24 protein-coding genes and 1 tRNA gene are annotated in these 23,346 nt (G+C 69.1%); 11 read left to right on the forward strand and 14 right to left on the reverse strand.

Features of this window, described 5'->3' with window-relative positions:
• Positions 1-128 precede the first annotated feature (128 nt).
• The gene (locus tag ETD85_RS36935; protein WP_138694470.1) at positions 129-1,208 is read right to left on the reverse strand and encodes an Rv3169 family protein; all 1,080 of its coding nucleotides are present in this window, start codon (positions 1,206-1,208) and stop codon (positions 129-131) included.
• A 112-nt stretch (positions 1,209-1,320) separates the two neighbouring features.
• Positions 1,321-1,821, reverse strand: a complete 501-nt coding sequence (locus ETD85_RS36940; protein WP_138694471.1) for a hypothetical protein — start codon at positions 1,819-1,821, stop codon at positions 1,321-1,323.
• Positions 1,822-1,979: 158 nt separating this feature from the next.
• On the opposite strand from ETD85_RS36940, the gene ETD85_RS36945 reads away from it, so the two are divergent.
• Positions 1,980-2,516 carry a peptidylprolyl isomerase gene (locus tag ETD85_RS36945; protein ID WP_138694472.1) on the forward strand — a complete coding sequence of 179 codons (537 nt, stop codon included), beginning with the start codon at positions 1,980-1,982 and terminating at the stop codon, positions 2,514-2,516.
• A 90-nt stretch (positions 2,517-2,606) separates the two neighbouring features.
• Positions 2,607-3,494 carry a rhomboid family intramembrane serine protease gene (locus tag ETD85_RS36950; protein WP_170247032.1) on the forward strand — a complete coding sequence of 296 codons (888 nt, stop codon included), beginning with the start codon at positions 2,607-2,609 and terminating at the stop codon, positions 3,492-3,494.
• Positions 3,495-3,528: 34 nt separating this feature from the next.
• Here the strand turns inward: ETD85_RS36950 and ETD85_RS36955 are convergent, their stop codons facing one another.
• A complete protein-coding gene (locus tag ETD85_RS36955; protein ID WP_138694473.1) occupies positions 3,529-3,774 on the reverse strand; it encodes a cell division protein CrgA in 246 nt (81 codons plus the stop codon).
• 144 nt (positions 3,775-3,918) lie between these two features.
• Here ETD85_RS36955 and ETD85_RS36960 point away from each other — a divergent pair, with 144 nt between their 5' ends.
• The 3 genes from ETD85_RS36960 to ETD85_RS36965 are packed head-to-tail and all read left to right on the forward strand — an operon-like array spanning position 3,919 to position 5,278.
• Complete coding sequence (locus ETD85_RS36960; protein ID WP_138694474.1) at positions 3,919-4,530, forward strand: class E sortase; 612 nt, start codon at positions 3,919-3,921, stop codon at positions 4,528-4,530.
• A gap of 20 nt (positions 4,531-4,550) precedes the next feature.
• On the forward strand, positions 4,551-4,709 hold the full coding sequence (locus ETD85_RS63525; protein ID WP_170247033.1) for a hypothetical protein: 159 nt from the start codon (positions 4,551-4,553) through the stop codon (positions 4,707-4,709).
• Positions 4,706-5,278, forward strand: coding sequence for an anthranilate synthase component II (locus tag ETD85_RS36965; RefSeq protein ID WP_138694475.1), 573 nt, complete (start codon positions 4,706-4,708; stop codon positions 5,276-5,278). The genes ETD85_RS63525 and ETD85_RS36965 overlap by 4 nt, the downstream gene beginning before the upstream one ends.
• Before the next feature lie 256 nt (positions 5,279-5,534).
• Here the strand turns inward: ETD85_RS36965 and pknB are convergent, their stop codons facing one another.
• The 7 genes from pknB to ETD85_RS37000 all read right to left on the reverse strand — a co-directional run bounded on the left by pknB (position 5,535) and on the right by ETD85_RS37000 (position 14,245).
• On the reverse strand, positions 5,535-7,388 hold the full coding sequence (gene pknB, locus ETD85_RS36970) for a Stk1 family PASTA domain-containing Ser/Thr kinase (protein ID WP_138694476.1): 1,854 nt from the start codon (positions 7,386-7,388) through the stop codon (positions 5,535-5,537).
• Positions 7,389-7,471: 83 nt separating this feature from the next.
• Positions 7,472-8,842, reverse strand: coding sequence for a serine/threonine-protein kinase (locus ETD85_RS36975; RefSeq protein ID WP_138694477.1), 1,371 nt, complete (start codon positions 8,840-8,842; stop codon positions 7,472-7,474).
• A gap of 21 nt (positions 8,843-8,863) precedes the next feature.
• The gene (locus tag ETD85_RS36980; protein ID WP_138694478.1) at positions 8,864-10,324 is read right to left on the reverse strand and encodes a peptidoglycan D,D-transpeptidase FtsI family protein; all 1,461 of its coding nucleotides are present in this window, start codon (positions 10,322-10,324) and stop codon (positions 8,864-8,866) included.
• Positions 10,321-11,709, reverse strand: coding sequence for an FtsW/RodA/SpoVE family cell cycle protein (locus ETD85_RS36985; protein ID WP_170247034.1), 1,389 nt, complete (start codon positions 11,707-11,709; stop codon positions 10,321-10,323). The genes ETD85_RS36980 and ETD85_RS36985 overlap by 4 nt, the downstream gene beginning before the upstream one ends.
• Positions 11,710-13,017: a Stp1/IreP family PP2C-type Ser/Thr phosphatase gene (locus tag ETD85_RS66995; RefSeq protein ID WP_138694479.1), complete on the reverse strand. Its 1,308-nt coding sequence runs from the start codon at positions 13,015-13,017 to the stop codon at positions 11,710-11,712.
• Positions 13,014-13,487, reverse strand: a complete 474-nt coding sequence (locus ETD85_RS36995; protein WP_138694480.1) for an FHA domain-containing protein FhaB/FipA — start codon at positions 13,485-13,487, stop codon at positions 13,014-13,016. Before ETD85_RS36995 ends, ETD85_RS66995 begins: the two co-directional genes overlap by 4 nt.
• Positions 13,488-13,504: 17 nt before the next feature.
• Entirely contained in the window at positions 13,505-14,245 is a 741-nt protein-coding gene (locus ETD85_RS37000) for an FhaA domain-containing protein (RefSeq protein WP_138694481.1), read from the reverse strand.
• A gap of 199 nt (positions 14,246-14,444) precedes the next feature.
• Here ETD85_RS37000 and ETD85_RS37005 point away from each other — a divergent pair.
• A tRNA-Leu gene (locus tag ETD85_RS37005) sits at positions 14,445-14,527 on the forward strand.
• A 436-nt stretch (positions 14,528-14,963) separates the two neighbouring features.
• Here ETD85_RS37005 and ETD85_RS37010 read toward each other — a convergent pair.
• On the reverse strand, positions 14,964-15,974 hold the full coding sequence (locus ETD85_RS37010; RefSeq protein WP_138694482.1) for a hemolysin family protein: 1,011 nt from the start codon (positions 15,972-15,974) through the stop codon (positions 14,964-14,966).
• Entirely contained in the window at positions 15,971-17,317 is a 1,347-nt protein-coding gene (locus tag ETD85_RS37015) for a hemolysin family protein (RefSeq protein ID WP_138694483.1), read from the reverse strand. The genes ETD85_RS37010 and ETD85_RS37015 overlap by 4 nt, the downstream gene beginning before the upstream one ends.
• Before the next feature lie 243 nt (positions 17,318-17,560).
• On the opposite strand from ETD85_RS37015, the gene ETD85_RS37020 reads away from it, so the two are divergent.
• Positions 17,561-18,838, forward strand: coding sequence for an LCP family protein (locus tag ETD85_RS37020; protein WP_240779670.1), 1,278 nt, complete (start codon positions 17,561-17,563; stop codon positions 18,836-18,838).
• 44 nt (positions 18,839-18,882) lie between these two features.
• Here ETD85_RS37020 and ETD85_RS37025 read toward each other — a convergent pair whose 3' ends face one another.
• Entirely contained in the window at positions 18,883-19,539 is a 657-nt protein-coding gene (locus ETD85_RS37025) for a GOLPH3/VPS74 family protein (protein WP_138694484.1), read from the reverse strand.
• A 23-nt stretch (positions 19,540-19,562) separates the two neighbouring features.
• On the opposite strand from ETD85_RS37025, the gene ETD85_RS37030 reads away from it, so the two are divergent.
• Complete coding sequence (locus tag ETD85_RS37030; protein WP_138694485.1) at positions 19,563-20,168, forward strand: TenA family protein; 606 nt, start codon at positions 19,563-19,565, stop codon at positions 20,166-20,168.
• A gap of 30 nt (positions 20,169-20,198) precedes the next feature.
• Positions 20,199-21,077: an Fpg/Nei family DNA glycosylase gene (locus tag ETD85_RS37035; RefSeq protein ID WP_138694486.1), complete on the forward strand. Its 879-nt coding sequence runs from the start codon at positions 20,199-20,201 to the stop codon at positions 21,075-21,077.
• A gap of 3 nt (positions 21,078-21,080) precedes the next feature.
• On the opposite strand, the gene ETD85_RS37040 is transcribed toward ETD85_RS37035, so the two are convergent.
• Positions 21,081-22,496: an MFS transporter gene (locus ETD85_RS37040; RefSeq protein WP_338087201.1), complete on the reverse strand. Its 1,416-nt coding sequence runs from the start codon at positions 22,494-22,496 to the stop codon at positions 21,081-21,083.
• 121 nt (positions 22,497-22,617) lie between these two features.
• On the opposite strand from ETD85_RS37040, the gene ETD85_RS37045 reads away from it, so the two are divergent.
• Both ETD85_RS37045 and ETD85_RS37050 read left to right on the forward strand, forming a co-directional pair.
• Positions 22,618-23,010: a winged helix-turn-helix transcriptional regulator gene (locus ETD85_RS37045; RefSeq protein ID WP_138694487.1), complete on the forward strand. Its 393-nt coding sequence runs from the start codon at positions 22,618-22,620 to the stop codon at positions 23,008-23,010.
• On the forward strand, positions 23,007-23,330 hold the full coding sequence (locus ETD85_RS37050) for a rhodanese-like domain-containing protein (protein WP_138694488.1): 324 nt from the start codon (positions 23,007-23,009) through the stop codon (positions 23,328-23,330). Before ETD85_RS37045 ends, ETD85_RS37050 begins: the two co-directional genes overlap by 4 nt.
• Positions 23,331-23,346: the final 16 nt, after the last annotated feature.

Below are 23,346 nucleotides of genomic sequence, written 5' to 3' on the forward strand. Positions count from 1 at the left end.
CGCCCTGCCGGCCGACGGAGCCGAGCCCGGCGACGAGGCGGTGCTCTTCCAGAAGGCCGGAGAGGGCGCGGGGGCGCCTGAAGGCGAGGCCAAGACCATCAAGATCATCTGCAAGAAGCCCGAGTAGCTCAGGCCGCCGGGAACGACGGGTGCGGGCCGAGCGCCCAGTACTCGTAGAGGCCGTGGCCGACGAGCCCGTCGTACTCGAAGCGCCCGACGGCGTCCACCAGGCCCCACATCCTGGCGGCGTCGTCGGGCAGCCGGTACGTCACGCCCTGCACGACGGGCCCCTCGCCCTGGTACATCCCGTGCTTCCAGTCCGGCTCCAGCCCGTAGCCGGTGCCGACCATGAGGTGCACCGGCAGCAGCGGGGTGCAGTGCACGTCGAACGGCTTGCCGCCGGGCGGGGCGAAGGTGATCGTGGCCTCGACCACGTCACGCGTCCCCGGCGCGTAGACGGGCCGGTACTCCGGCCGGCCGAGATACTCCTCCTCGCGCCCGTCCGACCAGACGCGTACGGCCTCCTCCAGCACCCGCCGGCCGCGCTCGTCCTCCTGGATGATGCAGAGGATGGCGTGGTCATCGAACCGCATCGGCGTGTAGAGCCAGTAGAACGTGCCGGAGTTCTTGGCCTGGATGCCGGGCGGCTCCGGCTCGCCGACCGGTCGGATGCCCCAGGAGCGGTCCCGGGTGCCCTGCCAGCGGTCGGGGGTGATCGGGATGTCCTCCTCGCCGATCCTGATGGTCCCGGACCAGCGGCCCGTCTGCGCCAGGCGTACCGAGTCGAACATGACCCGCTCCTGCCACCGCAGGAAGTGCCTGGGCTCCAGCGTCGCCGGGATCGTGCCCTCCCAGAGGAGGTCGAAGGACAGGCCGTGCTCGTTCGGCTCCAGGACCACCCTGAGCCGCTTGAGCCCTTCGACGATCTCGACGCGGAACGGGCCGATCTCGGTGTTCATCCGGTCGGCTCCGAGCTCGCGCGAGGCCCGTACGACGCGGTGCAGGTCCCGGTGGCGTACGCAGGCGAAGGCGTCGGTGACGCCGAGGTTGGGGTACTGGCCGAGGCCGACGATCAGCATGAGCTCGTCGGTGCCCGCGTGGCAGTTGAAGTAGTACCGGTCGTAGAAGTTGCGGTCGGAGGTGGCCGCGTGCCGCATGACCTGGGCCGCCTGGTGCACGGGATAGTCGTCGAGCGGAGAGAGTGCCATGCTCGGGTTTGTAGCAAGCGCTTGGTAGCGCGTCAACAGCGTCCGTATCGACGACCTCTGGACGCGGAAGCGCGCCCCCGATCGGATCGGGGGCGCGCTTCTTCTGGCGGGATCAAGACATCTTGTGAGAAGTCTCATCCGCCTTGCTCGACACATTGGACGCCATACGGTCCGCGGAGCCGGTAGACCTGTCCGCCTTTTCGCTGGCCCAGCGCGACGCATCGGAAGCGGAGTCCTTCATGTGCTCGGTCCACTGCTGGGCGTTGCGGCGGTAGAACAGGTAACCGATGGTTCCTACCGCGACGCCTGTCATCAGAACGAGCATCGGCCATCGCCGTGAATGCGATGGTGTGGGATCGATTTTCCTGGCCGCCGCGGTCAGCATCGAGCTGACCTTGGGTGCGACCTGGTCCTCGAACCCGTGCGCCGCAGACTCCAGCCGCGGTGCCGCCCAGTATCGGGCGTCCTCTATGCGCTGGGCGGCGACCACCTTGGCCTGATCCGCCATGGGCTGCATGCGCTGGCCGGTTTCCACGGCCCGGGCCTTCACACGGCCCACCCACGTGGCGGGAACTTCTATGACCACGCGGCGTTTTCTCAGTGTCAGGGACACGACAACCTCCCCTGTCGATGGGGCCCCGAGCCTGACCTTCCCTGGACAAGGCGGCTCAATCATGGCCACTCGTGGGAGGATGGCTCTGGAGGCCGAACGGCCATAGTCCTCAAAACATCACAAAACCAACCCTGTGCATAGAGGGGGGCAGCTGTCTCGTGGCTGAGAAGCTGATCGCAAATCTGAAGACGAACCACGGCACTATCAAGGTAGAACTTTTCCCCAACCAGGCCCCGAAAACGGTCCGAAACTTCGTTGAGCTGGCCGAAGGCACTCGCGAGTGGACTCACCCGGGCACCGGCGAGAAGGGCAAGGGGCCTTACTACAACAACACGATCTTCCACCGGATCATCTCCGGCTTCATGATCCAGGGTGGCGACATCCTGGGTCAGGGCATCGGCGGCCCGGGCTACGAGTTCGACGACGAGATTCACCCGGATCTCTACTTCAACCGGCCCTATCTGCTGGCGATGGCCAACGCGGGCGTCCGCGGCGGCCGGGGCACCAACGGCTCGCAGTTCTTCATCACCCTCGTGCCGACGCCGCATCTCAACGGCAAGCACACGATCTTCGGCGAGGTGATCGAGGGGCAGGAAGTCGTCGACGCCGTCGGCAAGACGCAGACGGACCGCCGCGACAAGCCGCTCAACGACGTCGTCCTGGAGTCGGTCACCATCGACCGCGTCCAGGGCTGATCAGGGGGCGCGGGCCGGGCGGCCACCGGTCGGTTCACCGGTCGATTCCGCGACACGCGGAGCGGCCGCGCAAGCCATAGGCTTTCGGTCATGACCAGCCAGCCGCCCAGCCCGCCTCCTCAGCCCGAGCAGCCGGCTGAGGCCGTGCCCACGTGCTTCCGTCATCCCGACAGGGAGACCTGGGTCCGCTGCCAGCGTTGCGAGCGCCCCATCTGTCCCGACTGCATGCGTGACGCGGCGGTCGGCTTCCAGTGCCCGGAGTGCGTGGCGGAGGGCAACAAGGGCATCCGCCAGGCCAAGTCCGCCTTCGGGGGAAACGTCGTCCGCACCCCCTACGTGACCTGGGCGATCCTGGGCCTCACCGGGCTGGTCTTCGCCGCGCAGCTGCTGACGGGCCAAGCGGTCGGCACGGCGCTGGCGATGCAGCCGGTCGGCGTCGCCATCGGCCAGTACTACCGGCTGATCACCTCGGCCTTCGTCCACGACTCCGGCAACTTCCTGCACATCCTGTTCAACGGCTGGGCCATCTTCGCGATCGGCCCCTACCTTGAGCGAGCCTTCGGGCATGTCCGCTTCGCGGCCATCTACCTGCTCAGCGCGCTGGGCGGATCGGTGCTCGGCCTCTGGCTCGACCCGCTCAACTCGTGGACGGTCGGCGCCTCGGGAGCCGTCTTCGGCATGTTCGGCGCGGTGTTCGTGGTGGGCCGCCGGCTCAACCTGGACGTGCGGGGCATCGGCGTGGTCATCGCGCTCAACCTGGCCATCACGTTCGTGCTGCCCGCGATCTCCGGGTTGCGCATCAGCTGGACCGGTCACGTCGGCGGGCTGATCACGGGCACGGTGCTGGCCCTCGCGCTGGCCTACCTGCCCAAGACCAACAGGACCCTCTGGCACGTGCTGGCGATCGCTGGAGCGCTGGCCCTGCTGGTGGCGCTCGTGCTGGTGCGCGCCCCAGCGATTGTCAGCCTCCTGAGCTGACTTCCCCAGGCTGTGGAAAAGACTGTGGAAAGAACTAACGCCAGCGGGTGGAAAGCACCACACCGAAGATGATGAAAACAAACCCGATCAGCAGGTTCCAGTTCTGGAGGTCGCTGAAGAAGGGCGCCTGCGGAGCGACGTAGTAGATCGCGATCCACAGGATGCCGATGATCCATGCGACGACCATCGTGGGCGCCAGCCAGCGCGGGCTGACCTTGACCTGCTGGGACCTCTGCGGCGGGGTGTAGACCGCCTTCTTGCGAGCCTTGGACTTGGGCACTGGATAACTCCTGCTGAGGGCCTGGGCTTCCGGATCGTCCACAGGCTCTTCGTTAAGCGTAGTTGAAGCGTGCCCCAGGATAGTCGCCACGCGCATGACATGGCGATCCCCAGCCGCCGCATCCTCGCCGAATACGCTGATCGAATGCGGGCCACGCTCCGGGCCGTGGGGGAGACGAGCATCACCGCGGGCCTGATCCTCATGCTGTTCTGCGCGTACCTGCTCTGGGGGACCGGTGCCTACACCCAGAGCCAGCAGCTCCTGCTCCAGCGCCAGCTGGCGGCGAAGAAGGACGGCCGCCTGGCGAAGATCGAGCTGGGCCAGGCCGTCGCCCTGCTGCGCATCCCCAGGCTGGGCCGCGACTACCGGTACGCCGTCGTCGAGGGCGTCGATCCCGAGCACCTGAAGAAGGGGCCGGGGCACTACCCCGACAGCGCGATGCCGGGCCAGATCGGCAACTTCGTGCTGTCGGGGCACCGCACCACGTACGCGGCGCCGTTCAACGAGATCGACGAGCTCGAACGCGACGACGAGATCATCGTGGAGGCCCGCGAGGCCCGCTACACCTACCGCGTGACCTCCCAGGACATCGTGCGGCCCGACGAGATCGACGTGCTCGCCCCCGTGCCCGGCAAGCCCGACATCCGGCCCATCCGCGCCTTCATCACGCTGTCCACCTGCCACCCCGAATATTCGGCGGCCGAGCGCCTCATCGTCTACGGCGTGCTCAAGGACACCGAGCCGAGGAAGGAATGACATGCCAGGAAAGGAGCGGTATGTACGCCTGGCTCTGGCGTAAATTGCCCGGCGGCCGGCCCAGGAAGGCACTGGCGGCCCTGGCGCTGGTCGTTCTCGCGGTGGCCGTACTCTGGTATGTCGTGTTCCCGCTGTTCGAGCCCGCCGTGACGCTTGACGAGGTGACCGTAAGACAATGAGCCGCGTGCTGGTCGTGGACAACCACGACAGCTTCGTCCACACCATCGTCCAATACCTGCGCCAGCTGGGCGCGGACTGCGACGTGCGCCCGCGCGACGACGTACGCGTGAGCGACGCGGACGGCTTCGACGGCATCCTCGTCAGCCCGGGGCCGGGCACCCCCGAGGCGGCCGGCGTCAGCGTGCCCCTGGTCCACCACGCCGCCGAGCACCACAGGCCGCTGCTCGGCGTCTGCCTGGGCCACCAGGCCATCGCCGTCGCCTACGGCGCCACCGTCGCCCGCGCGCCCGAGCTCGTGCACGGCAGCACCAGCGCCATCTCCCACGACGGCAAGGGTGTCTTCGAGACGCTGCCCTCGCCGGTGCGGATGACCCGCTACCACTCGCTCGCCGTGCTGCCGGAGACCGTCCCCGAGGTGCTCGACGTGACGGCCCGCACCGAGGACGGCGTCATCATGGGCCTGCGGCACCGCCGGGCGCCGATCGAGGGCATCCAGTTCCACCCCGAGTCCGTGCTGTCTGAGCACGGGCACCGGCTGCTCGAGAATTGGTTGCGCGGATTTGTGTAACGCAAGCCTCGCATAGCGCGACAAACAAGTGAACGTCCCCGCCGTTGCCCCCGAGCGGCGGGGGCGTTCGCTGTTTTCCGGGTGCTTCGCGGCCCCAGCCCGTTCTGTCCCGAGCCCGCCACGATCCCAGCCCGTTCTGTCCTGAGCCCGCCCCGGCCGCAGCCCGGCCAGGGCTCTGGGGCCGTGACCGCGTCCTGGACGGCCGAAGGGCCGCACACCCCCACAGGGGATGGGCGGCCCTCAGCGCGTGCCTGGCTCAGCCGTTGAGGCCCTCGTCGCCGATCGGGTTGTCCTCGGTCGGCTCTTCGTCCGGGAAGTCCGTCTGCTCATCCGTGGGCTCGTCCGTCGGGACGTCCGTGGTGGGCGGCGGCGCCTGCTCCTCGGGACCGCTCGACACCACGATCGTGATCGTCGTGTTGGGCGGCTGCTTGGCGCCCTCCGGCGGGTTCTGCTGGATGACCGTGCCGGCCGGCTGGTCGTTGGGCTGCGGCACCGACTTGACCCGGAACCCGGCCGCCTTGATCTGGGCGGTCGCGTCCTCCTCGGTCAGGCCGACCACGCTCGGCACCTCGCCCAGCTCCTTGGGCACGTACAGGGTGACGGTGCCGTCCTTCTCGATCTCCTCACCGGCCTTGGGGCTGGTGGCGATGACCGTGCCCTGCTTCCTGGTCGAGCTCCTGGTCTTCACCGTGCCGCGCAGCCCGGCGTCCGCCAGGACCTTCATCGCCTCGTCCTGTGGCAGGCCGACGAGGTTGTCCGGCACCTTGATCTTCTCTGGGCCCTTGGACACGAACAGCTTGACGGGAGAGTTCTTCTCGACCTTGGTGCCCTCGGCCGGGTCGGTCTTGATGACCGTGCCCTTGTCGACCTCGGAGCTGGCCTCCTGCACCACTTCGACGGTCAGCCCCAGCTTCTTGAGCTGGTCCTCGGCGTACGCGCGCTGCTGGGTGGCGAGCGACGGGATGGTGATCATCGTGTCGGTCGGCGTGCCCTTGGAGCCGAACACCAGATAGCCGACCGTGACGAAACCACCGATGATCAGCAGCGGGATGATGATCCACAACGCCGTCTTGACCGCGTTGCCGCCGCCACCGCCGCTGGCCCTGCGCCGGCCGCCCCGGCCGCCGCCGTCACCCTCGCCGTACTCGTACGGGGGGATCCCGCCGCCGCGCTGCGTGGCCGGGCCCTGGCCGACCTGGGTCGCCGACATCATGCGGGTGCCCTGCTGGCCGTAGTTGCCGGTCATCGCCATCGTCTGGGCGTCGACCGGCATGCCGGACATCGCCCGCTGGATGTCGGCCCGCATCTCGGTCGCGCTCTGGTAGCGGTGTGCCGGGTCCTTGGCCATGGCCTTGAGCACGATCGCGTCGGCCCACTGCGGGATCTCGGGGTCGATCTGCGAGGGCGGGATCGGCTCCTCGCGCACGTGCTGGTAGGCGATCGCGACCGGAGAGTCGCCGGTGAAGGGGGGCTGGCCGGTCAGCAGCTCGTAGAGCACGCAGCCGGTGGAGTAGATGTCGCTACGGGCGTCCACCCGCTCGCCCCGCGCCTGCTCGGGCGACAGGTATTGGGCGGTCCCTATCACCTGCGCCGTCTGCGTCATCGTGGCCGCGGAGTCGGCCATCGCGCGGGCGATGCCGAAGTCCATCACCTTGACGTCGCCCGCCCGCGTGATCATCACGTTGGCCGGCTTGATGTCACGGTGCACGATGCCGCCGCGATGGCTGTAGTCGAGCGCCCGGAGGATGCCGTCGACCAGCTCGACCGCGCGCTCGGGCAGCAGCCGCCGATCCTGGCGCAGCAGGTCGCGCAGCGTCCTGCCGTCGACGTACTCCATCACGATGTACGGAACCGGCGCACCCTCGCTGACGTCCTCGCCGGTGTCATAGACGGCGACGACGGCCGGGTGGTTCAGGGAAGCCGCGGACTGCGCCTCACGGCGGAACCTGGCCTGGAAGGTGTGATCACGCGCCAGGTCGGACCGGAGGGTCTTGATCGCGACTATGCGGTCCAGCCGGATGTCTCGGGCGCGATACACCTCGGCCATGCCGCCGCGCCCGACGACACCGTCGAGCTCGTAACGACCTCCGAGTAGCCGAGGCTGAGTCATTTCCTGCACTGTCCCTTACCGTTCATCTTGGGTACCGGCCTGCTCGGGGGGCCGCCGGTGTCCATCATCGACCCCGTGGCGCATCACGTCTCCTCCTTCGGCGGGTTTGTGTCACCCGGGTCCGGCGAGGCGGTAGGTGTCGGAGTTGTCGGTGTAGTGGTGGGCGTTGGGGTGGGTGTGGGTGTAGGGGTACGGGTGGTCGGTGTCGGTTTCGGTGTCGGCTTCCGGGTAGGAGTTCCCGACTTGCTTACCGTAGCCGACCGTGAGGGTATCGGCCTCGGTGACGTCACGGGAACCACCGGCGTGCGCCTCGTCCGTGTCTTCGTCTTCGACGGTTTCGCCTGCTGGGGCGTCAGAACCTCGGACTTGGACGGTTCGGCCACCTCGGGCGGCGCGGGAACGGGATCGCGCGAGGCGAACGTGACGGCGGTGAGCCCCACCGCGGCCACGCACCCGGCGGTGGCCACCAGCGCCAGCGTCCTCGCCCCCGAGCGGCGCCGGCCCGGCTTCGGCGGGGCCTGCAGCGTGGTGGCGAGGCCGGGGCCGGGGCCGAGGTCGTCGGTCTCCAGCTGGTCCTCGGGCGACGGCTCGCGCACGCGGAAGCCGCCGGGGTCGGTGAGCATGCTGAGCTCGGCGCCCGCCACGGCGCCCGCCAGCGACTCGCGCAGCACGTGTGCCCGGTCGGCCACCTCCAGCGCCGTGGCGGGCCGCTGCGCGGGCTCCTTGGCCAGCAGCGCCATGATCAGCTCGCGCACGGCCGTGGGCACGTCCACGCCGAGCGGCGGCGGCTGCTCGTTGAGGTGCAGCAGCGCGATCGCCACCTGGCTGTCCGCGCGGAACGGAGTGCGCCCGGCCACGCACTCGTAGGCCACGACGCCCAGCGAGTAGAGGTCGGTCGACGGGGTGAGCTGGAAGCCCTGCGCCTGCTCGGGGCTGACGTACTGGGCCGTGCCGAGCACGGTGCCCGTCTGCGTCACCGGCGCCGCCTCCAGGGCCCGCGCGATGCCGAAGTCCGTCACCTTGATGACGCCCTCGGGGGTGACCAGCAGGTTGCCCGGCTTGATGTCGCGGTGGATGATCCCGGCCGAGTGGGCCGCGTGCAGGGCCTTGGCGGTCTGGTGGACCACGTCGAGGGTGACCTCGGGCCCCAGCGAGCCGTTGCGGGCCAGGATGGCCGACAGCGGCTCGCCGTGCACGAGCTCCATCACCAGATAGGCCAGGTCGCTCTGCTCGCCGTAGTCGAAGATCTGGGCGACTCCCGGGTCGGCCAGGGCCGCGGTGATCCTGGCCTCGTTGCGGAAGCGTTCGCGGAACGTGGGATCGGCGTAAATGTGACTACGCAGGATCTTCACCGCGACCTCGCGCCCGAGCAACTCGTCACGGGCACGCCACACCTCGCCCATACCGCCTGTGGCGATGCGGGCTAGCAGCAGATAGCGGTTACGGAGCCGCATGATCCAGCAGGTTACCGTCACTCACTTGTTCAGCACCGCCTCCAGGACGGCCTTTGCGATCGGCGCGGCGGTGTGGCCGCCGGTGGCCTCCGCGCCGACGTTGGCAGCCCCGGACTCGACGATGACCGCCAGGGCCACCTTCGGGTCGTCGGCCGGCGCGAAGGAGATGAACCAGGCGTGCGGCGGCTGGCCGTCGGCCGTCTCCGCGGTGCCCGTCTTACCCGCTACTTGGACGCCTGGCACCTGCGCCAGGTTGGCCGTGCCGTTGTTGACGACGCTCGTCATCATCTCGCGCAGCTTGCCCGCCGTCTCGGAGCTGACCGCCTCGGACAGCTCCGACGTCTTGGCCTGGTCGATCGTGTCGCCCTTGGCGTCAGTGATCTTGTTCACCAGGTACGGCTTCATCACCGTGCCGTCGTTGGCGATGCCCGCGGCGATCATGGCCATCTGCAGCGGCGTCATCTGGTTGCTCCGCTGCCCGATGGAGGCCATCGCGACGGCCGCCTGGTCCTCGCGGGGGCCGAAGCTGCTCTGGGCCACGCTCATCGGGACGGCGATCTGCTCGCCCATGCCGAACTTGGCCGCCTGGTCCTGCATCTTGTCGTAGCCCAGCTCCATGCCCATCTTGCCGAAGGGCGTGTTGCAGGACTTCTCCAGCGCGAAGACCAGCGTGACCTGGCCGCTGCCGCAGGCCGCGCCGCCGTAGTTCGGCAGGCTGATGTTCGTCTGGGGCAGGGGCAGCCGCTGCGGCGCCTCCACGGTGGTCTGGGGCCCGCGCGAGGAGTCGTCCTCCAGGTAGGCCGCCATGGTCACCACCTTGAACGTCGAGCCGGGCGGGTAGGTGCGGGCGATGGTGCGGTTGAGCAGCGGCTGGCCCTTCTCCTTGGCCAGCTCGTCGTAACGCCCGAACACCTCCGACTTGCTGGTGCCGGACAGCTCCGCGGGGTCGTACGTGGGCAGCGAGACCATCGCCAGGATCGCGCCGGTCTTCGGGTCGAGCGCGACCACGGCGCCCCGCTTGCCGCTCTGGCGCAGCGCGTCGTAGGCCGCCTTCTGCGCCTTGGGGTTGATCGTGACGTCCACGCTGGCGCCCTTGGTGGGCTCGCCGGTGAACAGGTCGATGCTCCGCCTCAGCAGCAGGTCCGCGCTGGAGCCGTCGAGCAGTTTGTTCTCGGACGCCTCGATCGCGCTCGCGCTCTCGGGCGAGAAGAAACCGGTGACGTGGGCGTAGAGCTTGCCCTCCGGGTATTTCCTGACGAACTTGAAGTTGTTGTCGTCGGTCTCGACGGACTGCGCGATGACCTTGCCGCCGGCGGTGATGCGGCCGCGCTCGATGGCGTAGCGGTCGAAGTAGTTGCGCGTGTTGCGGGCGTCGGAGCGCAGCCCTTCGGCGCGGACGGTCTGCAGGAAGTTCACGTTGATCATCAGGAGCGCGAACATGACCAGGCAGGCCACGGCCACACGCTTCAGAGTGCCGTTCATCGCTGGAACACCTGCGTCATTCCTTCGTTCTGGATCGCCTGGGGAGGCGGCCGCCGCGCCGCATCTGACATGCGTACCAAGAGGGCGATAAGGATCCAGTTAGCCAGCAGCGCCGAGCCGCCCTGTGACATGAACGGGGTGACCAGGCCGGTCAGGGGAATGAGGTTCGTCACGCCGCCGACGATGATGAACACCTGCCAGGCGAGGATGAACGACAGGCCGCTCGCCAGCAGCTTCGAGTAGGGGTCGCGGGCCGACAGCGAGGTGCGCAGCCCGCGCTCCACGATCAGCGCGTAGATCATCAGCAGCGCCATGATCCCGGTCAGCCCGAGCTCCTCGCCGGTGGCGGGGAAGATGAAGTCGGAGAAGGCCAGCGGGATCAGGTCGGGGTGCCCCTGGCCGAACCCGGTGCCGAGGATGCCGCCCGCGCCCAGCCCGAACAGGCCCTGCATGATCTGGTAGCTGCCGCCGTAGGTGCGCTCGTAGTAGGCGTTGTTGCCCGGGTCGAGCCAGACGTCGAACCGGTCGCCCACGTGGCTGAAGATCTGCCCGGCCAGGAACGCCCCGCCGACGAAGAGCAGGATGCCGATCAGCACCCACGACGTGCGCTGCGTGGCGACGTACAGCATCACCACGAAGCCGCCGAACAGCAGCAGCGACGAGCCCAGGTCCTTCTGCATGACCAGCACGCCGATGGCGACCGCCCAGGTGATGAGCACGGGACCGAGGTCGCGCGCCCTGGGCAGGTCGATGAAGAGCAGCCTCCGCCCGGCCAGCGCCAGCACGTCGCGCTTGGCGACCAGGTAACCGGCGAAGAAGACGACCAGCGCGATCTTGGCGAACTCCGCCGGCTGGATGCTGGCGGCGCCGAACCCGATCCAGATGCGCGCGCCGTTGATCTCCTTGCCGAGCCCCGGCACCAGCGGCGAGATGAGCAGGACCACGCCCGCCAGCCCGGCCGTGTAGGTCAGCCGTTGCAGCGTGCGGTGGTCGCGGATCACCAGCAGCGTCACCGCGAACAGGACGACGCCCACGCCGGTCATGATGATCTGGCTCGTGGTCGAGGCGCCGGCCTGCAGCTTCGAGCCGGAGCTCTCCAGCCGGTAGATCATCACCAGGCCGAGGCCGTTGACCAGCGTCACCAGGGGCAGGATCAGCGGGTCGGCCCAGGGGGCGAACTTCGCCAGCACCAGGTAGGCGGCCAGCATAAGGCCGCCCAGGCTCAGGCCGTAGGTCAGCATGCCCGCCGGGATGGCGTCGTCTATGGCCAGGCCCACGTTGGCGTAGGCGCCCATGACCATCAGCACGGCCAGCGCGAGCATGATCAGCTGGGCCCCGCGGCGCTTGGCCGGCATCGGGACCGCAGAGGCGGCGACTTCGCTCATCTACTGCTGTTTCGTCTTGGTCGCGGTCGCGGATGCCGACGCGGCAGGCGTCGGCGTCGGGCTCGCGGTGGTGGACGCGTCGCTCTTCTCATCCTCAGAGAACTTCAAACCGTTGATCCTCGTGATGCCCTCGGCGACTGTGGCGACTTCGATGCCTCTCTTGATCGACTCCTGGTCCGCCTCCGACAGCTTGGAGAGCTGCCTGCCCGTGGACTTGGAGACGTGGAAGAGCTCGAACGGGCCCAGCTCCTGTTGGATCCCTTGGTACACGACCACCTCGTCGCCGGCGGCGCCGACGAAGAACTGGTCCTGGGTCCACTGGTATCCAAAGTAACCGCCGGCGCCGACGGCCACGATGCCGATGCCGAGGACGCCGACCAGAACGGGCCACACCCGGCGGCGCCGGCCCGCACGCCTGGACGTGTTCGCGACCGGCTCGTCGAAGTCGTCGTCGTCCGCGATCACCGGCTGCGGCGCGGTCACCGCGACGGCTCGCCCCGGCGAGGTGTCCTGGGAGCCGCCGTGCAGCCGGGTCATCCCCGCGGCGCCCACCACGGCCGCCTCGGCGGGAACCTGCTGCCCGTCGGTGATCTCCAGCACGTCGGCCAGCACACAGGTGATGTTGTCGGGCCCGCCACCCCTGTTCGCCAGGTCGATGAGCTGGCGGACGACCTCTTCCGGATCGTCGATGTTGGTGAGCGTGGCATGCAGCGTCTCCGCACTCACCACACCGGACAGGCCGTCGGAGCACAGCAGATAGCGATCGCCCACCTGCGCCTCGCGGAGCGTCAGGTCGGGATCGACCTCGCCGCTGCCGTCGAGTGCGCGCAGCAGGATCGATCGCTGTGGATGCGTGGCCGCCTCTTCCGGTGTGATGCGCCCGTCGTCGACGAGCTGCTGCACCAGCGTGTGGTCATGCGTGATCTGGTAGAGCTCCCCGCGCCTGAGCAGGTAGGCGCGCGAGTCGCCGACGTGCACCAGAGCGACCTGGGTGCCGTGCCAGAGCATGGCCGTGAGAGTCGTGCCCATGCCTTTGAGGCTGGGATCCCGCCCCACCATCTCATGCAGCTTGCGATTGGCGTCGCGTACCGCTGCCTCGATGGCGTTGAGCAGGTCACCCCCCTGTTGGGCCTCTTCGAGCGAGGCCATGGCGGCGATGGCGACTGAGCTCGCCACCTCGCCGTGTGCGTGCCCGCCCATGCCGTCGGCGACAGCGAGCAGGCGGCCGCTAGCGTACGCCGAGTCCTCGTTTCCTTCGCGGAGGAGGCCGACGTCCGAGCGGGCGGCGTAGCGGAGTGCGATGGTCATTTGCGCAATTCAATGACTGTCTTGCCGACGCGGATCGGAACACCGAGCGGCACCGGGGTCGGACGGGTGACTTTCGAGCGGTCGAGATACGTGCCGTTGGTCGAACCGAGATCTTCCACGATCCACTGACCGTCCTGGGGGAAGAGCCGGGCATGCCGGCTGGAGGCGTAGTCGTCGGTGACTACCAGCGTGGCGTCATTGGCCCGGCCAATGGTGATGGGCGTCTCCGTGAGGTTAATGGTGGTGCCCTGGAGCGGGCCACCGGTAACGATGAGCTGGCGTGGCTCGCCCTTTTTGCTCTTGGGCTTGGCCACGGGTTTGACGGGTTTCACCCCTTTGCGCGGTGCCCCCGCCGGAGCCGTGCGTGAGCCGAACAAGTCAGTCCGGATCACGCCGACTGCGGCAATGACGAAAAACCACAGCACCGCCAGGAAGGCTAGCCGGATCAGCAGCAGCGTGAGCTCGGACATGGACCGTTTGTCTACCCTTAATCGCGCCGGAACACCAGGGTCGTGCGCCCCAAGGTCACTCGCGTGCCGTTTTGGAGCTCGATCCTGCGTACCGGCTGGCCGTTGACGAATGTGCCGTTGGTCGATCCGAGGTCGACGAGCACGACGAGCTGCCCTTCGACGCGGAGCTCCGCGTGGTGACGCGAAACACCGGGATCGACCAGACGAAGATCGCAGTCAGTGCCCCTGCCGAGCAAGGTCACCGGAGTGGTGAGCTCGTAGGAACGGTCGCCCTGCGGGTCGTCCTGAGTGGAGACGAGCAGCCTGGGCCGCCCGTTGAACGCGCCGGGCCTCGACGGGGGCAGGTCGCTCGCCGGCTGGCGGATCTCGTCCTGCTCGACCGTCGCGCCGCGGATGACGCCGGAACGGATGCGGAACAGCCCCACAGCCAGGTCACCGGCGGTCTCGAAGCGGACCCGGACCGGTCCCACGAAGGAGTAGCCCTGTTCCTTGGCATACTCCCTGGCGAGGTTGGCCAGCTCGTGGCTGATGCTGTCGGCGTAGACCTCTAGCCGCTCGCTGTCGGTCGTGGACAGCTCAACCACGAAGTCGTTGGGCACGAGCGTGCGACCTTGAGCGACGATCGCCGCACGCTCATCCATCTCCCGCTGAACCGCGCTGGCGACCTCGACCGGCTGAAGGTCAGATTTGAACGCCCGCGCAAAGGCCCCCTCAACCAAGCCTTCGAGCCTTCGCTCGAAGCGCTGAAGGACTCCCACCGGGTACCTCCCTTCCTCCGTGCATATGATCGCGGCCCCCAGACGCTTCCGGCGCCCGGTTCCCGCTCGTTCCACGTCACGGCGTCCCTGGCGCTCGTCGGCTGTCGCGCCCAGCTCCTCCGCTCCCGTGTCTTATGCGATCGTATCCGGGTTCAGTACCAGTGGCTGTTCCGTGCTAATGTTCTTTCCGCACCCACAAGGGCGGGTGGCGGAACGGCAGACGCGCACGGTTCAGGTCCGTGTGTCCGAAAGGACGTGAGGGTTCAAATCCCTCCTCGCCCACTCGGTGACTGGGGACTCTTGGTCGCCCTCCCCCTCGGGGGGAGAGGCTTCCTCGGGTCCCCTCGTCATATCTGCCCGGGGGGTAACCCCCGGACCCCCAGGGGAAAAGCTTCCGGGGAGGTCCCCGGACCCCCATCCGGGGGAGGTCCCCCGGACCTCCCGTCGAAGCCCTCAGTGGTAGGGGTTTCGTGCGTTCGGCTGGGGTTTGTCGCTGGGATCTGCTCGTGAAGTGCAGACCCACATTGACGAAGTGAGCTCCGGATCGCAAGGGTCCTGGGGCTTTTTTCCTTCTGTTGCTCTGGTGTGCCGGTTAAGGCCGCCCTTCGAGCTTAAATCTGGGTGGTTGCAGGTTGCTTTCGGGTTGCTTGCTTGTTGGCAATGTGTTTTAGGTCACATAACTTGCCCGGGTCCCGGCTCGTGCCGGGACCCGGACCCGTCAGGCCGCCTTCGTGTCCAGTAGTTCGCCCAGGAGGTCCGTCAGGCTCACCATGCCGATGACCTTGTCGCCCTGGCCGGTGACCAGGGCCAGGTGGGAGCGGGACTCCTGGAGGGCCGTCACGGCCTCGGGGACCTGGGTCACGCAGGCGAGCCTCGGGATGGGGCGGGCCAGGTCGCCCGCCCTGCTGGCGGGGTTCAGCAGGGCCTCACGCGCGTGCAGGACTCCCTCGACCGAGCCGGCCGTGCCCACCAGGAGGCGCAGGTGGTTGCTGCCCGCAGCGGTCGACCTGATCCGGGCCGCGTCCGCCGTGGGCGGCACCATGACGGCCTGGTCGATCGGGACCATGAGGCGTTCGATGCCCTCGTTGTCCAGCCGCAGGGCGCGGGTCAGGAGGTCGTGTTCCTCCCTGTCCAGCAGGCCCATGCGGCCCGACTCGCCGACCAGCATGGCGAGCTGGCGCGGCGTGCGGGTCGTCGCCAGCTCGTCCCTGGGCTGCACGCCGAACAGGCGCAGTATGAGGTTCGTCAGGCCGTTCAGCGCCGAGAGCAGGGGACGCATCAGCCACGTGAACGCACGGAACGGAACCGTCAGGATCATGGCCGCGCGTTCCGGGTGCGTCAGCGCCCAGGACTTCGGGGCCATCTCCCCGACCACCATGTGCAGGAAGGTAACCAGCGCCAGGGCGAACGTGAGCGCGATGGGCAGGCGCAGCGACTCCGGGATGCCCACGAGCGCGAAGACCGGCTCCAGATAGTGCTCGATCGCCGGCTCCGTGACCTGGCCCAGGCCCAGGGTGCACAGCGTGATGCCGAGCTGGGCGCCCGCGAGCATCACGGAGAGCTGCCGGCCGCCGGCCACCGCCGACTTGGCGGTGAACCTGACCAGGCGGTTGCCGCCCGTGGCCATCTCCTCCAGGCGGTGCCGCCTGGACGACACGAACGCGAACTCCGCCGCCACGAACAGGGCGTTGAAGACCAGCAGGGCGACGCTGATGAGGATCATCGTCATCGGGCCGCCTCCGCGTGCTGGACCGGCGCGACGCGTACCCATTCGGGCACGCGGCGGTTGAGCGACATCACGGTCAGCTCGGCCTGGTCGTCGTCGGAGTCGTCGGCGAACGGGTCGTTGTGCGCGGCGACCGGGACGGTCACCGTGTCACCGGCGTTGGGCATCCGGCCGAGCCTGGCCAGGACCAGCCCGGCGAGCGTGTCGTAGTCGTCGCTCTCCGGCAGCGCCACACCGGTGGCGCGCTCGACCTCGTCGAGCCTGAGCCGCCCCGGCACCTCCCAGACGCCGTCCGGCTGCTCCACGACGCCGGCCGGCTCGGGGTCGTTCTCGTCCACCAGCTCGCCGACCAGCTCCTCCGCGAGGTCCTCGACGGTGATCACGCCGGCCAGGCCGCCGTACTCGTCGATGACGCAGGCGATGTCGTCCTTGGCGGCCCGCATCCTGTCCAGTACGGCGGGCAGCGGCACCGAGTCGGGCACCAGCAGCGCCGGGCGGGTGATGCCGGCGATGCTGCCCTCGTCAAGCCCGGACGAGAGCAGCTCGCGCACGCCCGTCACGCCCACCACGTCGCCGTCGTCGCCGACCACCGGGTAACGGGAGTGACCGCATTCGCGCATGACCTGGAGCAGGTCGGAGATGGGCTGCGATTCGCGCAGCGCGACCACGCGGGGGCGGGGCACCATGATCTCCTCAGCGATGCGGTCGCCGAACTGCAGCGCTCGTTCGAGCAGCTCGGACAGCTTCGGCGGCAGCTCGCCGGCCTGGGTCGACTCCTCGATGATGCGAGAGAGCTCCTCGGGGGTGGCGCCGTGCTCCACTTCCTCCACGGGCTCGATCCCGACGCGCCTGAGCAGCCCGGTGGCCGCCGAGTCGAACAGCCTGACCACGGGACCCACGACGGCCAGGTAGACCAGCGTCGAGCCGGCCAGGAACTTGGCCACCGGCTCCGGCCGGGCGATGCCCAGGTTCTTCGGCGCCAGCTCGCCCAGCACCATCTGGATCACGGTCGCCACGAACACGCCGGCGGCGACGGAGGCTCCGGTGATCATGGCATCGGACATGCCCGTGCCGGCCAGCCACGGCCGTACGATCGTGGCGATCGCCGGCTCGGCCAGGAAGCCGACCAGCAGCGCCGTGACCGTGATGCCCAGCTGGGCGCCGGAGAGCATGAAAGACAGCCGTGAGGTGACTTGGAGGGCCTTCTCGGCGCCGGTGTCACCGGCGGCGGCCTGCTCGCGCAGGATGCCGCGGTCGGCGGCGACGAAGGCGAACTCCTGGGCGACGAAATAGCCGGTCGCGGCGGTCAGGAGGAACAGGGCCAGCAGCCCCAGATAGGCGCTCACCGCAGTGAGCTCTCAGAGGAACCCGTGCGTGAGCACGGGCAAAGACTCCACGGGTCCGACGCGGACACGATCTTCCCTTCGATAGAGGTCGTCCATAACCGTAACGACGCAGCTGGCGTCTATGTTTCCGCAGTGACTCTCAGCTAGTTCTGCGTACTTTTCCGTGGGAAAGTCTTGGCGGAGTGTCTTCACTGCCCTGGGGTTAGACGTAGCGTCTATGGCAACCGAAGGGAAGAAGGCGAAGTGTCTGAGGACGACCGGACGCGAGCGATGCGCTCGCCGGGCGACGGCCGCCCGCTGCCTCCACGGCCTGGTGACGGCCAACGTTCTGGCGGTGCTCCCGCGCACCGCGTCCCGTCCGCAGGGCCGGGTGCGCCCACTCACAAGCTCCCCGTCGCCCCACCGAGCCAGGAGCAGCCGCCGCGGACCGCCTCCCCGGAGGGGCCGCCCAGGTCCGGCGGACGCGTCTACGGCAAAGAGCGCTCCGGCAACAGCCCGGTCCGGCCGCTGAGGTCGCACTCCCAGAAGGAGCCGTCCCAGAAGGGGCCCAGAGGGCCGCGCAGGCGGCCACGGGCCAAGACGATCCTGGTGATCATCGCGGGGCTGCTGGTGGTGCTGCTGGTGGCGGCCGTGGGCATGTTCTTCTGGATCGACTCCCGGCTGGGCGGCATCGACGGCGCGCTCGACGACTACGACGGCCGCGTCGCCGACACCCCCGGCACCAACTGGCTGCTGGTCGGCTCCGACAGCCGCAAGGGCCTGTCGGCCGCCCAGCGCAAGAAGCTGGCCACGGGCCGCTCCGCCGGGCAGCGGACGGACTCGATGATGCTGCTGCACATCCCCGAGGGCAGCGACAAGCCGACGCTGGTCAGCCTGCCGCGCGACTCCGCCGTCACCATCCCGGGAAGGGGGCGTGACAAGCTCAACGCCGCCTACGCATCCGGCGGGCCGAAACTGCTCGTACGCACCGTCGAGACGGTTACGGGCGTGCACATCGACCACTACATGGAGATCGGGTTCGCCGGCTTCGTGGACATCGTCGACGCCGTCGGCGGGGTCGAGATCAACGTCCGCGCCGACGTGGACGACCCGAAGGCCGGGCTGCGGCTCAAGAAGGGCACCCAGGTGCTCAACGGGTCACAGGCGCTCGGATACGTACGCACCCGCAAGGGCGGCGCGCTGCCCGACTTCGAGCGGACCAAGCGGCAGCGGCAGTTCCTCGGCGCGGTGGTGAAGAAGGCGGCCAGTCCCGGCGTGCTCATCAACCCGTTCACCTCGATCCCGCTGGCGATGAGCGCCACCGACGCGGTCGCGGTCGATTCGGGCACCGGGGCCTTCGACATGCTCTCGCTGGGCCTGGCCATGGGTGACAGCCCGGTGACGACGGTGGTGCCGTTCGGCGGCAACGAGATCGCGGGCGGCGGCACGGCGGTCAAGTGGGACAGGGCCAAGGCCCTGCAGCTGTTCGACGCGCTGAAGACCGACAAGCCGGTGCCGAAGGCCATCATCGACGCCGGCTGAGCCGGCCGGCCCGCGCGCGGCGGCCGGAGGTCGCCGCGCCCTTGTCAGGAGCCGGCGGTGGTCGCGCCGGCCACCGCCGCCGTGGTGATGGCGGCGATCATGGCCGCGTTGATCGCGGCGATGGTCTGGGCGACCGCGTCGGCGGCCCAGGCGCCCTCGGCGATCTCCTTGATGCGTTCCTTGCTCGCGCCGGGGAACGCCTTCACGTCGAGCTTGGCCGCGTGCATGATCGCGATCAGGACGGCCGTGCGGGCGTCGGGCTCCGCGCCGCCGAGCACGCCGGCGACCCGCTCCCTGACGTTCGCCTCCACGCTCGGATCCGCCTCCGGCCAGCGCGTGGTGGGGAAGATGCCGAGGACCTTGCCGCGCTCCTCGGCCAGCACGCCCGACTCGGCCAGCCGGGTGAGCAGGCGCCTGCGCAGCTTGCCCGACTGCAACCGCTGGACCCACCAGGCCGGCTTCCTGTCCTTGCCCTCCGCGCCGATGCGGGCCAGCGCGGCGTCCAGCTCTTCCTCGCCGAGCGGGGCCGGGTTCGTGACCGTCAGCTTCTTCTCCGACAGCTCCACCCGCTCGGCCACCGCGAGCTCGGCGATGATCGCGCCCGCGAGCGCGGGATCGAGCTGCGTCGCGCTGATGAGCTGCTTGCCCTCCTCCTCCGAGTAGGCGAGGAGGAGGAGCTCTTCCGCGATCGTCACAGTCATGCTCCGACACTAACCTCCGAGCCATGACTATTGCGGAGAAGTTGCACGCCATCGGCCGGCCGCTGCTCAGGACCCAGCTCGAACATCCGACCGTGGCCGGCATCGGCCGGGGTGACCTGCCCGAGCCGGTGTTCAGGTCATGGCTGGAGCAGGACTACCTGTTCCTGCTGGACTACGTGCGGGTGTTCGCCCGGCTGGCCTGGCAGGCGCCCGCCGGGCACCTGGGTGACCTGGTGGATCTGGCGCACACGACGTATCACGACGAGCTGAGCCTGCACAGGTCGATGTCGGCGGAGTTCGGGGCCGACCTGGAGGGGGCGGTGAAGGGGCCCGCGTGCGCGGCGTACACGGCGTTCCTGCTGGAGTCGGCGGCCTCCTACGGGGAGGGGCTTGCGGCGCTGTATCCGTGCATGTGGGGATATTCGAGTCTTGGGCAGATTATGGCGGAGAATCCGCCCGCCGAGCCGCGGTACCGGGCGTGGGTGGACATGTACGCGGATCCGGGCTTCGCGGCGCTGACCGCGCGGATCGGGCAGCTGATCGACGAGGCCGCGCCGGACCAGGACCGGGCGGAGGCGCTGTTCGCCGAGGGGATGGCGCACGAGCTGGCGTTCTGGAGCGTGCCGTAGCCATCGGGGCGCGCGCCGTACTCTGGTCACATGCCGGAACTTCCCGAAGTGGAGTCTCTGACCGGCTTCCTGCGTGAGCGGGCGGTCGGCCGTACGGTCCTGGGGGTCGACGTGGTCGCCATCCAGGCGCTCAAGACGTTCGATCCGCCGGTCACCGCGCTCGGCGGGCTGACCGTGACCGGCGTGTCGCGGCACGGCAAGTTCATCGACATCGACTGCGACGGCCTGCACCTGGTCATCCATCTGGCCCGCGCCGGGTGGCTGCGCTGGCGTGACGACCTCTCGGCCGCGAAGCCCGTCCGTCCTGGCAAGGGCCCGCTGGCGGTACGGGTCAGGCTGGCGCCGGACGAGGAGGGGCTGGCGCCCGGGTTCGAGCTGACGGAGGCGGGGACGCAGAAGCGGCTGGCCGTCTATGTCACGAAAAATCCGGACGATATCCCGGGTGTCGCCTCCCTCGGCCCCGACCCCCTCGACGAATCCTTCACCGTCGACGCGCTCAAGCGCATCGTGGGCGGCAACCGTACCCAGATCAAGGGGCTGCTGCGCGATCAGAAGATCATCGCGGGCATCGGGAACGCCTACTCCGACGAGGTGCTGCACGCGGCCAAGATGTCCCCGTTCAAGATCTCCGCGACGCTGACCGACGCGCAGATCGCCGACCTGCACGAGGCCATCGTCACCACGCTCAGGGACGCGGTCGAGCGCGCCCACGGGCTGGCGGCCAAGGACCTCAAGGCGGAGAAGAAGTCGGGGCTGCGGGTCCACAACCGGGCGGGGCAGCCCTGCGACGTGTGCGGCGACACGATCCGTGAGGTGTCGTTCGCCGACTCCGCCCTGCAGTACTGCCCCACCTGCCAGACCGGCGGGAAGCCGCTGGCGGACCGGCGGCTCTCCCGGCTGCTGAAGTGACGCTCAGGCGCTGACGGGCACCTGTTCCTCCGCGCCCGCCCGGTTCGCGCGGGCGCGGAGGCCGACGATGGCCACGAGCGCGGCGATCACGGTGGCCGTCACCGGCACCACCAGGGCCGTGCGCAGGGCGGACAGCCCCGCCTCGGCCGTGGTCGCGCCACCGAGCGCGGCCACGTTGACCGCGGTGACCGCCGACAGGCCGAGCGCCGCCCCGAACTGGAACGAGGAGTTGATGAGGCCGCCGGCCAGGCCCTGCTCGTGCTCGGCGATGCCGTCCGTGGCCACGATCGTGAGCGGCCCGTAGACGAAGGCGAACATCAGGCCGATGAGCAGCATCGACGGCAGCATGGCCGCGTACGCCCAGTCCAGGCCGACGCCCAGGAAGAGCGCGTACGCCAGCAGGCCAGACACCAGGCCGCCGAGCACGACCTTGGCGTTGCCGTACCGGTTGACCAGCCATGGGGTGAGCGTCGGGGCGAGCACCACGTCGGCGGCGGCCGCCAGCAGCGCCAGGCCCGTCTCGATGGATGACCAGCCGCGCAGCTCCTGCAGATAGAGCGTGACCAGGAACTGGAAGCCGAAGAACGAGGCCGTGAGCAGGGCGGCCATCACGTTCGCCCGGACCAGCGCGGCCGATCTGAAGATGCCGAAGCGGACCAGAGGGCTGGCCGTGCGGCGTTCGACGGCGACGAACACCCCCAGCAGCGCCAGGCCACCGGCGAAGACCCCGATGGTCAGCGGCAGGCCGTCGGCCGGGTGCTCCAGGCGTACCACGCCGTAGGCCAGCAGCATCATCGCGCCCGTGACGCTCGCCGCGCCCGCCACGTCGAAGCCCGCGACCGGCGGCCGCTCGGTGGCGGTCTCCTTGAGCAGCGGGATCGCGGCCAGCAGGATCACCAGCGACAGCAGGACGGGCGCGAAGAACACCCAGCGCCAGCCGATCGAGCTCAGCACGCCGCCGGCCACCAGGCCCAGCGCGAAGCCCGCGGCGGCGGTGCCCGCGTAGATCAGCAGGGCCTTGTTGCGCTGCCGGCCCTCAGGGAAGCTCGTGGTGACCAAGGAGAGCCCGGCGGGCGTCATGAACGCGGCGGCCACCCCGGTGACGAACCTGGCCAACAGCAGCACCCAGCCCTCGGTCGCGAAGCCGCCGAGCCCGGAGAAGACCAGGAACACCCCCAGCCAGAGCAGGAACATCCGCCGCCGGCCCAGCAGGTCGGCCGCCCGCCCGCCGAGCAGCATGAAACCGCCGTAACCGAGCACGTACGCGCTCACGACCCCGCTCAGCAGCCCCGTGGACAGCCCGAGGTCGGCCCGGATCGACGGGAGGGCGACGTTCAGCATGCCGACGTCGATGCCCTCAAGAAAGATGGCTCCACACAAAACGATCAGTACGCCCCATGAGCGGGCAGGCATGGCCATGACAAACCCCCGGTTACTTTTAGGCAGGTCGGTTCTCTCTTGTAACCGTCCAAATCATGCGGCAACATGAAATCTCGTGGAAGACGGCACTTTGAGATCACTCAGTTACTGCGAAGGCACCATGGACGACGACGACTACGACGTGCGCCAGTGGGACGTCCGCGAGGACTGCGAGGTCCGCCAGATCCTCGACCGGATCGCGGACAAGTGGTCGCTGCTCGTGATCGCCCTGCTCGACTGCCAGAGCCTGCGCTTCACCCAGCTCCGCCGCGAGATCGACGGCGTCAGCCAGCGCATGCTGAGCGTGACCCTGCGCCAGCTCGAACGCGACGGCCTGGTCACCCGCACGGTCCACCCCGTCGTGCCGCCCCGGGTGGACTACGCGCTGACGCCGCTCGGCCGCACCCTCCACCAGACGATCAAGTCCCTGGTCACCTGGACGGAGGAGCACACGTCGGAGATCGCCGCGGCGCGTGCTGCCTACGATGCGCGACGGGCGACAATGGAGTCATGACCGTTCCTGAGATCGAGCCCAGTGCCATTCCCGCCGACGCCTACCTCCTCGACGTCCGAGAGCAGGACGAATGGCTGGCGGGGCACGCTCCGGAGGCCGTGCACATCCCCATGACGCAGATCCAGGGCCGGGTCGACGAGGTCCCGGACGACCGCACGGTCTACGTCGTCTGCCGGGTGGGCGGCCGGTCCCTTCAGGTGGCAGCGTGGCTCAACCAGCTCGGCCGCGACGCGGTCAACGTCGGCGGCGGCATGCAGTCGTGGGAGTCCGCGCAGCGCCCCATGGTCAGCGAGACTGGCCAGGAGCCGTTCGTCGCCTGAAGTCGCCCACTATGGC

Source organism: Nonomuraea zeae (assembly GCF_005889725.1).
Taxonomy (GTDB): domain Bacteria; phylum Actinomycetota; class Actinomycetes; order Streptosporangiales; family Streptosporangiaceae; genus Nonomuraea; species Nonomuraea zeae.

Bases quoted from the DNA above. Each gene is read 5' to 3' on its own strand.
- ETD85_RS37030 (WP_138694485.1), top strand. From the start codon at position 19,563: ATGACTATTGCGGAGAAGTTGCACGCCATCGGCCGGCCGCTGCTCAGG.
- ETD85_RS37010 (WP_138694482.1), bottom strand. From the start codon at position 15,974: ATGACGATGATCCTCATCAGCGTCGCCCTGCTGGTCTTCAACGCCCTG.
- pknB (WP_138694476.1), bottom strand. From the start codon at position 7,388: ATGACTCAGCCTCGGCTACTCGGAGGTCGTTACGAGCTCGACGGTGTC.
- ETD85_RS36950 (WP_170247032.1), top strand. From the start codon at position 2,607: ATGACCAGCCAGCCGCCCAGCCCGCCTCCTCAGCCCGAGCAGCCGGCT.
- ETD85_RS36985 (WP_170247034.1), bottom strand. From the start codon at position 11,709: ATGAGCGAAGTCGCCGCCTCTGCGGTCCCGATGCCGGCCAAGCGCCGC.
- ETD85_RS36960 (WP_138694474.1), top strand. From the start codon at position 3,919: ATGCGGGCCACGCTCCGGGCCGTGGGGGAGACGAGCATCACCGCGGGC.
- ETD85_RS37050 (WP_138694488.1), top strand. From the start codon at position 23,007: ATGACCGTTCCTGAGATCGAGCCCAGTGCCATTCCCGCCGACGCCTAC.
- ETD85_RS37040 (WP_338087201.1), bottom strand. From the start codon at position 22,496: ATGGCCATGCCTGCCCGCTCATGGGGCGTACTGATCGTTTTGTGTGGA.
- ETD85_RS36965 (WP_138694475.1), top strand. From the start codon at position 4,706: ATGAGCCGCGTGCTGGTCGTGGACAACCACGACAGCTTCGTCCACACC.
- ETD85_RS37045 (WP_138694487.1), top strand. From the start codon at position 22,618: ATGGACGACGACGACTACGACGTGCGCCAGTGGGACGTCCGCGAGGAC.
- ETD85_RS36995 (WP_138694480.1), bottom strand. From the start codon at position 13,487: ATGTCCGAGCTCACGCTGCTGCTGATCCGGCTAGCCTTCCTGGCGGTG.
- ETD85_RS37025 (WP_138694484.1), bottom strand. From the start codon at position 19,539: ATGACTGTGACGATCGCGGAAGAGCTCCTCCTCCTCGCCTACTCGGAG.
- ETD85_RS63525 (WP_170247033.1), top strand. From the start codon at position 4,551: ATGTACGCCTGGCTCTGGCGTAAATTGCCCGGCGGCCGGCCCAGGAAG.
- ETD85_RS36935 (WP_138694470.1), bottom strand. From the start codon at position 1,208: ATGGCACTCTCTCCGCTCGACGACTATCCCGTGCACCAGGCGGCCCAG.
- ETD85_RS66995 (WP_138694479.1), bottom strand. From the start codon at position 13,017: ATGACCATCGCACTCCGCTACGCCGCCCGCTCGGACGTCGGCCTCCTC.
- ETD85_RS37035 (WP_138694486.1), top strand. From the start codon at position 20,199: ATGCCGGAACTTCCCGAAGTGGAGTCTCTGACCGGCTTCCTGCGTGAG.
- ETD85_RS36975 (WP_138694477.1), bottom strand. From the start codon at position 8,842: ATGCGGCTCCGTAACCGCTATCTGCTGCTAGCCCGCATCGCCACAGGC.
- ETD85_RS36980 (WP_138694478.1), bottom strand. From the start codon at position 10,324: ATGAACGGCACTCTGAAGCGTGTGGCCGTGGCCTGCCTGGTCATGTTC.